Below are 12,007 nucleotides of genomic sequence, written 5' to 3' on the forward strand. Positions count from 1 at the left end.
CCGATCCTCCCCCTCTGGGGGAGGGGGACCAGCGAAGCTGGTGGAGGGGGCTGCGCCGCGGCGAGACGATAAGCCCGGCCCTCCCTCCGACTCACCCGATCCGCTAACGTGGCTTGATGTCCAAGCACGTTCCCCCCCCGCCCGACTCCCCCCCAGACGGTCCGGGCGAAGGCGGCCGCATCGTCGAGGAGCATCTCGGCGAAGCGCTGTCCCGGCGCTACCTCGCCTATGCGCTGTCCACCATCATGAACCGCGCCCTGCCGGACGTGCGCGACGGGCTGAAGCCCGTGCACCGGCGGCTGCTCCACTCCATGCGCCAGATGCGGCTGGAGCCCGGCTCGTCGGCCAAGAAGTGCGCGCGGGTGGTCGGCGACGTCATCGGCCGCTTCCACCCCCACGGCGACCAGTCGGTCTACGAGGCGCTGGTGCGCTTGGCCCAGGACTTCGCCCAGCGCTACCCGCTGATCGACGGCCAGGGCAACTTCGGCAACATCGACGGCGATAACGCCGCGGCCATGCGCTACACCGAGTGCAAGCTCACCCCCGCCGCCAGCCTCCTGCTGGAGGGCCTGGACGAGGACGCGGTGGACTTCCGCCCCACCTACGACGGGGAGGACAGCGAGCCGGTGGTGCTGCCGGCCGCCTACCCCAACCTGCTGGCCAACGGCGCCTCAGGCATCGCGGTGGGCATGGCCACCTCCATCGCCCCCCACAATGCGGTGGAGCTGATCGACGCCTGCCTGGTCCTGCTCCAGCGCCCCGAGGCGACCACCGCCGACCTGATGGAGCGCGTCCCCGGCCCCGACTTCCCCACCGGCGGCGTGATCGTGGAGACCCCTGCTTCCCTTCTCGAGACCTACGAGACCGGCCGGGGCGGCGTCCGCGTCCGCGCCCGCTGGCACAGGGAGGATGCGGGCAAGGGCGCCTACCGCATCATCGTCACCGAGATGCCCTACCAGGTGCCCAAGTCCCGCCTGGTGGAGGCCCTGGCGAGCCTGATCGAGCTGAAGAAGGCCCCGCTGCTCGGCGACGTCCGCGACGAGTCGGCGGAGGACATCCGCCTGGTCATCGAGCCCAAGTCCCGCGCCATCGAACCCGACCACCTGATGGAGAGCCTCTACCGCCTCTGCGACCTGGAGGTCCGCTTCCCGGTCAACATGAACATGCTGGACCACACCGGCACCCCGCGGGTGCTGGGCCTGAAGCCCGCGCTCCAGGCCTTCCTCGACCACCGGCGCGAGGTCGATGGCCGCCGGGCCCGCTTCCGCCTCGGCAAGATCGACGCGCGCCTGCACATCCTGGACGGCCTGCTGATCGTCTATCTCGACCTGGACGAGGTGATCCGCATCGTCCGCTTCGAGGACGCGCCCAAGGCGGCCCTGATCGCCCGCTTCGAGCTCTCCGACCTCCAGGCCGAGGCCATCCTGAACACCCGCCTGCGCTCGCTCGCTAGGCTGGAGGAGATGGAGCTCCGCCGCGAACACGAGGCCCTGACCAAGGAGCGCGCCGAGCTCACCGACCTGCTCGCCTCCGACCGCAAGCAGTGGAACAAGGTCGGGCGCGACCTCCGCCGCGTCCGCGATATCCTCGGCCGCGAGCCCTTCGGCCGCCGTCGCTCCACCTTCGCCACCGCCGCGAGCGACGCCGACCTGCCCCCCGCCGACGCCTACATCGTGCGCGAGCCCATCACCGTGATCCTGTCGGAGCGCGGCTGGATCCGCGCCGCCAAGGGCGCCGTCGCCGACCCCTCGGAGCTGAAGTTCAAGGAGGGCGACCGCCTGGCCTTCCTGGTCCCGGCCGAGACCACCGACCGCCTGCTGATCCTCAGCTCCGACGGCCGCTTCTTCACGCTGGGCTGCGACAAGCTCCCCTCCGCCCGCGGCCAGGGCGAGCCGCTGCGCCTGATGCTGGACGTGGACGACCGCGTGAAGATCACGTCCGTCTTCCCCCACAAGCCGGGGCGAAAGCGCGTGCTGGCCTCCAGCCTCGGCTACGGCTTCCTGCTGGACGAGGCCGACGCGCTGGCCAACCGCCGGGCTGGCAAGGCGGTGCTGAACGTGGGCGGAGGCGAACCGGGCGAGCCGGAGGCGGAGGCCCGCATCTGCCTGCCGGTAGAGGGCGACCACCTGGCGGTGATCGGCGACAACGGCAAGCTCCTGGTCTTCCCCCTGTCCGAGCTGCCGCAGATGCCCCGCGGCAAGGGCGTCCGCCTGCAGAGCTACCGCGAAGGGGGCCTGCGCGACGCCCTCACCTTCGAGGCGGAGCCGGCTCAGCCGGGGAGCGGCCCCGCCTGGATCGACAGCGCCGGCCGCAAGCGCGAGTGGAAGGACTGGCGAGACTGGCTCGCCCGCCGAGCCACCGCCGGCAAACTCGCCCCCCGCGGCTTCCCCACCAACAAGCGCTTCCGGCCGGGATGAGGCGAATACGTCATTGACGCATTCTACTAACAGCTTTATACGCCATCGACGTGCCCGCCCATGAACGTCTTCCGGACTCACTTCTTCGACAAGGCGGTTCGCAAGCTCGCAGTTTCGGAGGTGGACCTTGCAGCTCTGGAACAGGCGATCGTCGCCGATCCCGAGACTGGCGACGTCATCCCGGGTCTCGGCGGCGCCCGCAAGATCAGGTTCGCCATGGCCGGGCGCGGCAAGCGGGGCGGCGGACGGGCGATCTACGTTGCAGTCTGGGTGAGGGACACAGCCTACCTGCTGTTCGCCTACGCCAAGGCTCACCAAGCCGACATGACGCCTGCCCAGCGGCGCATGATCGGCGACGCCATAGAGGAGCTGACGAATGAGTGACGAGGCCGACTTCGGTCACAGCGATGTCGATACAGAGTTCGGCCGCGATCTGTTGGCGAGCGTGCGCGAAGCCCTCGCCCACAAGCGCGGCGAGATCGAGTTGCCTTACCGGGTCTACGAGACCATGCCCGCGACCCGCGTGAAGGAAATCCGCCGCAAGGTCGCCAAGAGCCCCAAGGAGTTCGAACGCCGCTTCCACATCCCCGCCCGCACCCTGGAGGGCTGGGAACAGGGCCGCCGCGCCCCGGACGTGGCGGCGCGGGTGCTGCTGACGGTGATCGAGAAAGACCCGGAGGCGGTGGAGCGGGCGCTGAGCTGAACGGCGGCTATGTTCCGCTACTCCGCGGGCCGCCATCGCGGATGGCCATTAGCTACATTGGCTCGTGCGCTGAGCCAGCGCCTGAAAACTTCCCCCCGTCGCCGGGCCTTTTTGACCAACGAGCGCTTTCGTCCAGGATGAGGGATTGATGGCCTTGCTGGACGTGCCTCGGTGTGACCTTTGGCGCTTGACGGACGGCCTTGCGCAACTCGCTCTGTGCTTGTTAGCGTTGCAAAACACAACGACGCGGTGCGGGGGCGGACAGAGTGGCGGAAGACGTTGAGGTGCACATATCGGATTTACGTCTCGATCCAGAAAACCCACGAATTACAGGTGAAAATGGGCAGATCAACATTCGCCAAGCGTTGATCGATGACCAGGGCAGCAAGATTGCAGAGCTGGCGGCAGATATAGTTCGCTATCAGCTCAATCCTATGGACCGGATGATGTTGCTTAAACCGGATGTCAATAAAAACGAATACATCGCGCTTGAGGGTAATCGGCGAACTGCTGCACTCCAGATTTTAGAAAACCCCGATCTTCTGAAAGACCTCAGCCTTCCAGATGCGCTGCGAAATAAGTTGGTTGATTTGGCCGACAAGTTCGAGCCAGACGTTGTAGAGCCCATTAAAGCTGTCTTGATGCCGAGCAGAGAGGCTGCTCGGCGCTGGATCGAACTACGTCATACCGGTCAGAATGGTGGCCGTGGCATTGTTGATTGGAACGGCGTCCAAACTGCCCGTTTCCGCGGTGACAAGATGTTGAAGTTGGTAGAGTTTGTTAAAGTCAAAGGTAGTCTTACGTCTGAGGAAAGCGCCGCCGTAGACAATAACTTTCCCATAACCACTCTGGACCGCATAATATCAAACCCTACTGTTCGTCAGAAAATAGGGATACAAATTGCAGACGGCGAGTTCTACTTCAGCTATCCCGCTGAGCAACAGATAAAGATAGTCAAGAGAATAGTAATAGATCTCGCACTTAAAAAGATAAACGTCAGTGCAGTTAAAAACTCAGATCAGCAGATCGCATATGTAGACAGCCTGCCCGCGAGCGTTCTACCAGCCGGACCGAAGATAAAGCCGCCCGTATCGTTGGCAGACGTGATGGCGCCGACCCCGCCTCCCTCTCCGCCGCAGCCTCCGCCGCCACAGCCGAGCCCGCTAAGTCGCAAGACGTTGGTTCCTAAAGGCTTTGCGCTCGCAATACCAAACCAAAAGGTAGCACAAATTTTTTATGAATTGAGAATGCTTAACCTTGAGAAGTTCCCTGTCTCAGGTGCAACCACTATGCGCTCGTTCGTTGAGGCCACGGTTGACGTGTATTGCTCAGCTAACAGCATTCCAGTCGTTCAGCAATCCGGGAAGCACGCGGGGAAGGCGCTCACACTCAGCGAGAAAGTGGAAGCTGTCTTGGTACATGCGGGGCCCAAGCTCACCAATCAAGAAAGAACCGCAGCACGAACATCATTGACATCCAAGGACAGCGTAATCTCGATCAGTCGATTGCATGAATACGTCCACAATCCCGCGATGTTTCCCTCGAAGAATGATCTCGTTGCTGCCTGGAGTGGAGTAGAAGCTTTCTTCAAGGTGGTCTGCAAGTGAGTAGTAGTCCTAGTGGACGCGCCTCTCACCACTTGTCCCCACTAAGATATCCCGGTGGAAAGGGTAAACTGGCGGCCTACCTGAAAGCTGTTATTCGCAGCAACCGACTTTTCGATCGTACATACGTTGAACCATTCGCAGGCGGTGGTGGCGTTGGCCTAGCTCTACTTCTTAATGGCTACGTCAATCACATAGTTCTAAATGATTTAAGCAGGCCCATATACGCCTTTTGGCACGCTATTCTTTACGAGACAAATCGGTTTGAAGAGCGGATAAGCACTGTCGCTCTCACGATAAATGAATGGGAGCAGCAAAGAAATACTTTTCGGGCGGCAAGCAGCGACTTATTCGACCTGGGTTTCGCAACCTTCTACCTGAACCGCACGAACCACTCAGGCGTTCTGAATGGCGGCATGATAGGCGGATACTCGCAGAAGTCGACGTATGGACTCGATGCAAGATTCAACCGTCAGGAACTCGTCGCCCGCGTTCGCAGAATTGGGAAAAATAGTCGACGCATCACAATCCGCAACGATGACGCCGCTTCGCTTTTACAAGACCTCCCTTCTATAACCGGTGAGCCAAATCCCCTATTATATATAGACCCGCCTTACTATACTAAGGGTCGAGATTTATATTACGATTTTTATAGTCAGGAAGATCATACCAGCTTACGGGATGTCATTGATACACTCGACAATAACGTCGCCTGGGTAGTTTCTTATGACAATGCAAGTGAAATTGCGCGTCTTTATTCCCACCGCAGATCTTTGGTCTACGACCTAAGCTATTCTGTACGAAACGGGCGCGTCGGACGCGAACTGATGTTCTTCTCAGATCATTTGATGATCCCTGACCTCAGTGAAGGCGGGTTGGTGGATTTGCAGGCTGCTGCCTAAGCACCATCCGGCAGCCATAAGCCTGGGTTGGCCCTAGCGCGCCATCGGTCGTAGCGCCACAGTCTTGCAAGACGTACACCCCGCACTGACGAGGCGCACAACCATGGCCCAGACAGCCCTCATCGTCGGGACGAGCGGGATCGTCGGGGGGGCGGCGGCGGAGCGGTTCCTTGGCGAGGGATGGCGGGTCTATGGGCTGGCGCGCAGGCCCTCCGGACCGGCCGGGGTGACGCCGGTGGCCGCCGACCTGCAGGACGCGGGAGCCTTGCGCGCCGCGCTGGCGGGGGCCGCGCCCGAGGGCGTCGCGCCGGAGGTGGTGGTGATCTCCACCTGGTCGCGCCAGGCGAGCGAGGCGGAGAACATCCGCGTCAACGCGAGCATGGTGCGCAACCTGCTCGATGCGCTGCGGCCCTGCGGCTCGGTGCGCCACGTGGCGCTGGTGACGGGGCTGAAGCACTACCTCGGGCCGTTCGAGGCCTATGGGCGGGGCGCGCTCCCCCAGACGCCCTTCCGCGAGGAACAGGGCCGGCTGGAGGTGGAGAACTTCTACTACGCCCAGGAGGACGCGCTGTTCGAGGCGGCCGCGCGCGACGGCTTCGGCTGGAGCGTGCACCGGCCGCACACGGTGATCGGCCATGCGGTGGGCAACGCCATGAACATGGGCTCCACGCTCGCGGCCTATGCCAGCCTCTGCGCCGAGACGGGGCGGCCGTTCCGCTTCCCGGGCTCTGAGGTGCAGTGGAACGGGCTGACCGACATGACCGACGCGCGCCTGCTCGCCCGCCACCTGCTGTGGGCGGCGACGACGCCTGCCGCCCGCGACCAGGCCTTCAACGTGGTGGACGGCGACGTCTTCCGCTGGAGCTGGATGTGGGGGCGCATCGCCGGCTGGTTCGGGTTGGAGGCGGAGCCCTTCGACGGGACGGTGCGCCCGCTGGAGGCGCAGATGGCGGGCGACGGGCCGCTGTGGCGGGCGATGGCGGAGCGCCATGGGCTGGCCGAGCCGGACCTGGGGCGGCTGGCCTCACCCTGGCACACCGATGCGGACCTCGGCCGCCCCATCGAGGTGATCACCGACATGAGCAAGAGCCGGCGGATGGGCTTCACCGCCTACCAGCCCACCGACGACGCCTTCTTCGAGCTGTTCGCCCGGCTCCGGGCCGAGCGGCTGATCCCGTGACGGGGGCGGCTCATGACATCTCGGCCCAAGTCGTCATTTCTCCGGCGAAAGGTCGGAAAAAACGAGGGTTTTCCGCCGGTGGACTCCGGCCACAAACGCGTCCGTTTACGGCAGGAACTGGCTGAGGAATCGGGGCGGAGCGGCCGGCGCGCGGTTGAACACCATGCCGGCGCAGCGGCCGCCCGCCTCGCCTAGAGCGACCTTCAGCCGCTGGGCTGAGGCCACGTCCCGCTGGTCGCCCGAGACCACCAGCACGTTGGCGTCGGCCAGGGGGGCTATAGCGAGGGCTGCGGGGGAGCGGGCCAGCGCGGGAGCGTCGATCACCACGTAGTCGGCGTGGGCCCTGAGCGTGTTCCAGTAGGCCGGGGTGTTGAGGATGCGCACGTCCTGGCCCGGCTTCAGAGCTTCCCGGCGGAAGCGCGTGATCCACCAGCGCTTTTCGCCCACCGGATAGGCGTCCAGATAGCGCACGTCGGGCCAGGGGCGGCTGTCCACCCCGGTCAGCTTGGGGTCCACGCTGAAGAAGCTCGACTCGTTGGGGCTGGCCCGGGTGGGCTCGCCCAGCGCGCCGTAATAGGCGGGATCGGCGTTGATGGCCGCGTAGTGCTCGCCCCGGAACAGGTCCAGCTCCACCAGCCAGACGCCGCGCCGCGCCTCCTGGGCGGCGAAGCGGGCGAACTCCCGGGCGACGGTGGAGGTGCCCTCCCCGGCCTCCGCAGCGACGAACTGCAGCACCCGGCCCGGCCCGCCGGGCACGGCGGAGAGCCGGCCGCAGAGCTCGGCCATCTCGGAACCCAGGTCCACCATGCCCGACTCAACCGCCCTCGTGCGGGGCATCATGGCTCAGCCGTCGCCATGTTGCACGCGATCAGGCGCGGGCCGGCTTGAAGCCCGGCGAGGCCAGGACGGGCAGGCCGAGCGACCGCTCCGCGAAGCCGGCGCTGGGGATGCCGCGGCGCAGGAACGCTCTGAGGAGTCCGGCGCAAAGGGCTGTGAAGGCGGCGAAACCGATCGTCAGGAGGAGCACGGGCTTGCGCAGGCTGGAGCCGGTGGTGGGGGGGAGCGCCCGCTCGATCACGCGCACGTTGCCGTCGCCCTGGGTGGAGGCGATCGACTGCTGGGCCTGGCTCTCCTGCTGGCGCTGCAGGAAGCTCTTCACGTTGGCGGCGAGCAGGTCGCGCTGGCGCAGCAGGTCGTCGTACTGGGGCTGCAGATCGTTCAGCTTCTGGCGCCGGGCGCTGACCTGGGCCAGCTCGACCTGGAGCGACGATTTGCGCGCCTGGAGCGAGGCGGCCTCGGCCTGGAGCTGGTTGCGCTCGGTCTGCAGAGTCTGGAACACCGGGTTGATCCCGACCCGCTTGGCCCCGGGGCCGGTGGACTGGCCCGCGGCGTCCAGCGCCTCGAGCTCGGCGATCTGACGGTTGGCGTCGGTCACCGGCTGGGCCTGGGGCGTGTAGCGGGACAGAAGGTCCTGGCGGGCGAGGCGCAGCGTTATCAGCTTGTCTGCCGCGGTGTGGTCCAGGTCGCGGGAGAGGCCGATCTCAGCGGGGGTGTGGCCAAACTCGGCGGAGGTGGCGCCGAGACGGCCCTGGGACTCGCTCAGCTGGGCTGTGACATTGTAGCTGTCGGTGAGCAGCTGGCTGTAGATGGTTGAAAGGGCTATCTTCTCGGCGTCGAAGTCGCTGACACCGTTGTCGGACAGGAACTTGGTGTAGGCGGCGTTTGCGATGTCCAGCCGGTGTTGGAAGTCAGTGGCTTGCTGGCCGATCACCCCGGCGTCGCGCGACATCAGCACGGTGGTGCGGTAGCGCAGGTACTCGTCCACCAGAGTGTTCAGCACCAGAGCGGCACGGGTCGGATCGGGGTCGGTGTAGGTCAGGCGCACAACGGAGTCGCCTGGGACGGTGGCGATCTTCAGCGCACCGTCCATTGCCTTGATGGCGACGCCCTCGATGTCCCGGCGTTTCGCGGGGCCGGCGTGATCGTAGGCGGGGGCGAGCTTGGGGAACATGCGCGTCAGGCCGACGTCGGCAATCACCCGCGCCTTCAACCCGGCGCTGGCCAGGATCTCGGCTTCGGACTGCACCACCGAATCGCCTTCCGGCGCCAGGCCGCGGGCCGCGTCTCCGACGCTCGGATTGTAGATGTATTCCGGGCTGACCCGGATGAGCAGGCTGGAATGGGCCTGGTAGCTGCTCTTGAGGCTCAAGGCCGCCAGCACGCCTAGCGCCGACACCACCAGGAAGACGGCCAGCATCAGCCCGCGCTCGCGCCACAGCATGGCCAGCAGGTCCTGCGGGGAATAGCGCACGGCGACGACGCTCGGCCCTGCGAAGGGCTCCGCCGTCTCGTTCCGCCACGCCCAGGCGTTTTGCATGTGATCGGGTCCAGAAGGGCTACGGCCTCAAGGTGGGGCCGACGCGCTTAACCGATCCTTACCGATTAACCATAAGTCTAGCAGCGTGTCCGTCCACCAGAGTCACGCCTGTATGACCCGACCCGTCAGCCCTCCCTCCCTCCGTCGGCCGCATGGTCTCTTCCTGCTGGCGTGCGGCGTTGCGCTCACCACGCTCTGCGGCTGCGACCTGCTAAACGGCCCCCATGTGCCGGCGGGGAGCGGGAGCTTCACCAACATCGGCTATGCGACCTTCGCGCCATCGGAGCCGGCCTATCGCATGGCCCCGGGCGATGTGATCGACGTGGCCTTCCCCTCAGCGCCGGAGCTGAACCGGGAGGTGACGGTGCAGCCGGACGGCCGCATCGGTCTGCCCCTGGTCTCGCCAGTGATGGCGGCCGATCAGTCGGTGCCCGACCTGCAGGGTGCCTTGTCCCAGGTCTACGGCCCGCTGCTGGTGCGGCCCGAGGTGGACGTGTCGGTACGCACGGCGACGCCGTTGCGGGTCTTCGTGGGGGGCGAGGTGGCCAAGCCCGGCGTCTACGACATGCCAGGCGACATCAACGCGCTGCAGGCGGTGGTCATGGCCGGGGGCTTTACCAACGTGGCCAAGCGGCACAACGTGGTGATCATCCGGCGCGGGGCGGGCGGGCGGCCGATGATGCGGATCGTGGACCTGCGCAACGCCACCTTCGATCCGGTCCACACCGATGCGGCCCCGCTGCGTCGTTTCGACGTGGTCTATGTGCCTCGCACGGACATCGGCAACGCCGACCTGTTCGTGGAGCAGTATTTCCGGGACATCGTCCCGATCAGCTTCAGCTATGCGCTGAGCGGCGGCCTCTACGGCACGACGCCGTAGACGGGATCAGGAGGCGGCGAGCCACTGGCGGGCGGCACGCTGGGCTTCGGCCACGCTCTCGCGGTCCATTTCCTGGCTCAGTTCGCGGCGGTAGGACTTGGCCTCCTCCGACCCGCGCATGGCCGCCAGGTTGAACAGCATGTGCGCCGACACGTAGTCGAGCGGCGCGCCGCCCTGCCCGGTCGAGTACAGCAGGCCCATTTTCAGCAGCTCTTCGCCCGTGGAGCCCGGCTGGGGCAAGGGGATGGCGTTCAGGGTTGGAGGCACTTCGATGGCCTGGGTCTGCATGTTCCGCTCTCCATCCGGTCGCGTTCGGCGCCGGTCATGTCTGCACACACACCAAAGTCGATCCCGCCTGAACATAGGGTTAAGCGCGCAGATATGATGAAGCCCATCTTCGTGAGCTGAATACCAATCAGGCGTAGGGGCATTTAAGCTTTTGAAATCAAGATGATCAGTGTGTAAAAAGCAGAACGCCTACAAACCGGGGCGCCAGAGCCGGAACTTGCGAGGCGCCTGCGCCTTCTACAAACGTGAGTGGCGCGCTTGCATCGTCTTGCCGGCGTTCGCGTCCGGATGACAGATGACGAGAAGAAGATGAAGCGACTTCTGATATCCGCGGCGGCCTTGATGCTGGCGGCCGGTCCTGCAGCCCATGCACAGCATGAAGGCCATGGCGGCGGACGCCACGGCGGCGGAGGCGGTCATGGCGGCGGATCACCGGGCGGCGGCGGTCACAGCGGCGGACATTCCGGAGGCGCGGGTCACGCTGGAGGATTTCGCGGCGGCCGGGGCGGACACCACAGCGACGCCAGAACCCATGCCGGCGGTTTCCGTGGCGGCCATGGTGGAAGCGGCTTCGCCCGCGGCGTAGCCATCGGCGCTTCGGCCGGCGTCGGAGCCGGGCTGGCGGCGCATGGTGGCTCCCATGGCGGGTTCGGGGCGGCTCCGGGCTTCCGCGGTGGCCCGGGCTTCGAGCGGCGCGGCGGTGGGTTCACCTATACCGGGTCGCGCGGCGGCGGTGACGGGCCGCATGGACGCGGGAACTGGAGCTATCGCGGGCGCAGTTTCGGCCGCTTCAACGCAGGGCCTTTCCGCTATCCCGGCGGGTGGGGCTATCGCCGCTGGGGCGCAGGCGCCTACCTGCCGGGCCTGTTCCTGACGGACGCCTACTTCATCGGCAACTGGGGTGGCTACAACCTGGGACCACCGGCCCCGAGTTGCCGATGGGTGCGCTATGGGCCCGACGCCCTGCTGGTCAACGTCTATGACGGCAAAGTCGTTGACGTGGCTTACGGCGTGTTCTGGTGGTGAACTTCGCGCGCGCCTGACTGGATGCCGCCAGACGCTGACCTTTTAGAACCGGCTCGCCGCCGAAGGCGTAAGGCCTGTCGTCGAGGCGGCGTCGCCGGGCGCGTCTGCAACCGGCATGGCCATCACCGGCTTGCCCTCATCAGTTATGGAGACGAGCGTCTGATCTGGCGCGTAGCATATTAGAACAGTGTGAAGCTTGTTCTTGGTCGCCGCCTCACCGGGCGTCGCCACCACTTCAGCCAAGCCAAGGGTGAAGAAATCCGCAGCCGCCTCCGTCGCAATGATGGCGCCCTTGCCCACGCGACTCACACCATTGGTGTAGAGCTTGTAGACGTCGCACGAGTTGGCGCCGTCCTGTACGGAACTGGAGGGCGATCCTAGCCTGGATAGCACCTCGATTCGGCGCTGGCCCAGCGTGTACCTGTGCAGATCGACGGGATCAGGCCGCTGCGCCTCCATCACTGTTGAACATGCGCCAAGGGTGGTGGCCAGAAGGCTGCAAACCAGCAGCGTCCGTCGGCTTAAGCCAAACGATCCCAACATCCCACGTCCCCCACGGCTAATTGCCAGTCACACCCTATGCGCGAATGGGAGACGCACTCCATCAATCTGGTTGAAGCGGGCGCTTCG

Annotated in this window: 12 protein-coding genes; 8 read left to right on the forward strand and 4 right to left on the reverse strand. The window is 65.4% G+C overall.

All coding sequences use genetic code 11. The features are described from left to right. Positions 1 to 116 precede the first annotated feature (116 nt). The 6 genes from parC (at position 117) to HUV06_RS10475 (ending at position 6,806) form a co-directional block, all read left to right on the forward strand. Positions 117 to 2,417 carry a DNA topoisomerase IV subunit A gene (gene parC / locus HUV06_RS10450; protein WP_174301214.1) on the forward strand — a complete coding sequence of 767 codons (2,301 nt, stop codon included), beginning with the start codon at positions 117 to 119 and terminating at the stop codon, positions 2,415 to 2,417. 60 nt (positions 2,418 to 2,477) lie between these two features. Next, positions 2,478 to 2,801 carry a type II toxin-antitoxin system RelE/ParE family toxin gene (locus HUV06_RS10455; RefSeq protein WP_174301215.1) on the forward strand — a complete coding sequence of 108 codons (324 nt, stop codon included), beginning with the start codon at positions 2,478 to 2,480 and terminating at the stop codon, positions 2,799 to 2,801. Next, the gene (locus HUV06_RS10460; protein ID WP_174301216.1) at positions 2,794 to 3,120 is read left to right on the forward strand and encodes a DNA-binding transcriptional regulator; all 327 of its coding nucleotides are present in this window, start codon (positions 2,794 to 2,796) and stop codon (positions 3,118 to 3,120) included. The genes HUV06_RS10455 and HUV06_RS10460 overlap by 8 nt, the downstream gene beginning before the upstream one ends. 266 nt (positions 3,121 to 3,386) lie before the next feature. Then, complete coding sequence (locus tag HUV06_RS10465) at positions 3,387 to 4,727, forward strand: hypothetical protein (protein WP_174301217.1); 1,341 nt, start codon at positions 3,387 to 3,389, stop codon at positions 4,725 to 4,727. A gap of 32 nt (positions 4,728 to 4,759) precedes the next feature. Beyond that, the gene (locus HUV06_RS10470) at positions 4,760 to 5,626 is read left to right on the forward strand and encodes a DNA adenine methylase (protein WP_174301218.1); all 867 of its coding nucleotides are present in this window, start codon (positions 4,760 to 4,762) and stop codon (positions 5,624 to 5,626) included. Between the two features lie 103 nt (positions 5,627 to 5,729). Further along, on the forward strand, positions 5,730 to 6,806 hold the full coding sequence (locus HUV06_RS10475; RefSeq protein ID WP_174301219.1) for an SDR family oxidoreductase: 1,077 nt from the start codon (positions 5,730 to 5,732) through the stop codon (positions 6,804 to 6,806). 105 nt (positions 6,807 to 6,911) lie between these two features. Here the strand turns inward: HUV06_RS10475 and HUV06_RS10480 are convergent, their stop codons facing one another. Then, a complete protein-coding gene (locus HUV06_RS10480; RefSeq protein ID WP_174301220.1) occupies positions 6,912 to 7,613 on the reverse strand; it encodes a sugar kinase in 702 nt (233 codons plus the stop codon). 61 nt (positions 7,614 to 7,674) lie between these two features. Beyond that, on the reverse strand, positions 7,675 to 9,183 hold the full coding sequence (locus HUV06_RS10485) for a GumC family protein (RefSeq protein ID WP_174301221.1): 1,509 nt from the start codon (positions 9,181 to 9,183) through the stop codon (positions 7,675 to 7,677). Between the two features lie 112 nt (positions 9,184 to 9,295). On the opposite strand from HUV06_RS10485, the gene HUV06_RS16525 reads away from it, so the two are divergent. Beyond that, positions 9,296 to 10,063, forward strand: coding sequence for a polysaccharide biosynthesis/export family protein (locus HUV06_RS16525; RefSeq protein WP_174301222.1), 768 nt, complete (start codon positions 9,296 to 9,298; stop codon positions 10,061 to 10,063). 6 nt (positions 10,064 to 10,069) lie between these two features. On the opposite strand, the gene HUV06_RS10495 is transcribed toward HUV06_RS16525, so the two are convergent. Then, complete coding sequence (locus HUV06_RS10495; RefSeq protein ID WP_174301223.1) at positions 10,070 to 10,351, reverse strand: sel1 repeat family protein; 282 nt, start codon at positions 10,349 to 10,351, stop codon at positions 10,070 to 10,072. A 309-nt stretch (positions 10,352 to 10,660) separates the two neighbouring features. Here HUV06_RS10495 and HUV06_RS16475 point away from each other — a divergent pair, with 309 nt between their 5' ends. Beyond that, a complete protein-coding gene (locus tag HUV06_RS16475) occupies positions 10,661 to 11,377 on the forward strand; it encodes an RcnB family protein (RefSeq protein WP_174301224.1) in 717 nt (238 codons plus the stop codon). A 42-nt stretch (positions 11,378 to 11,419) separates the two neighbouring features. On the opposite strand, the gene HUV06_RS10505 is transcribed toward HUV06_RS16475, so the two are convergent. Continuing rightward, a complete protein-coding gene (locus HUV06_RS10505; protein ID WP_174301225.1) occupies positions 11,420 to 11,836 on the reverse strand; it encodes a hypothetical protein in 417 nt (138 codons plus the stop codon). Positions 11,837 to 12,007: the final 171 nt, after the last annotated feature.

Source organism: Caulobacter sp. S45, assembly GCF_903642205.1.
In the GTDB taxonomy this organism is placed as follows: Bacteria; Pseudomonadota; Alphaproteobacteria; order Caulobacterales; family Caulobacteraceae; genus CAHJWH01.

Excerpts from the sequence above, each read along its gene's own strand:
- HUV06_RS10495 (WP_174301223.1), bottom strand. The coding sequence starts at position 10,351 with ATGCAGACCCAGGCCATCGAAGTGCCTCCAACCCTGAACGCCATCCCC.
- HUV06_RS10485 (WP_174301221.1), bottom strand. The coding sequence starts at position 9,183 with ATGCAAAACGCCTGGGCGTGGCGGAACGAGACGGCGGAGCCCTTCGCA.
- HUV06_RS16525 (WP_174301222.1), top strand. The coding sequence starts at position 9,296 with ATGACCCGACCCGTCAGCCCTCCCTCCCTCCGTCGGCCGCATGGTCTC.
- parC (WP_174301214.1), top strand. The coding sequence starts at position 117 with ATGTCCAAGCACGTTCCCCCCCCGCCCGACTCCCCCCCAGACGGTCCG.
- HUV06_RS10505 (WP_174301225.1), bottom strand. The coding sequence starts at position 11,836 with ATGGAGGCGCAGCGGCCTGATCCCGTCGATCTGCACAGGTACACGCTG.
- HUV06_RS10455 (WP_174301215.1), top strand. The coding sequence starts at position 2,478 with ATGAACGTCTTCCGGACTCACTTCTTCGACAAGGCGGTTCGCAAGCTC.
- HUV06_RS10480 (WP_174301220.1), bottom strand. The coding sequence starts at position 7,613 with ATGGTGGACCTGGGTTCCGAGATGGCCGAGCTCTGCGGCCGGCTCTCC.
- HUV06_RS10460 (WP_174301216.1), top strand. The coding sequence starts at position 2,794 with ATGAGTGACGAGGCCGACTTCGGTCACAGCGATGTCGATACAGAGTTC.
- HUV06_RS16475 (WP_174301224.1), top strand. The coding sequence starts at position 10,661 with ATGAAGCGACTTCTGATATCCGCGGCGGCCTTGATGCTGGCGGCCGGT.
- HUV06_RS10475 (WP_174301219.1), top strand. The coding sequence starts at position 5,730 with ATGGCCCAGACAGCCCTCATCGTCGGGACGAGCGGGATCGTCGGGGGG.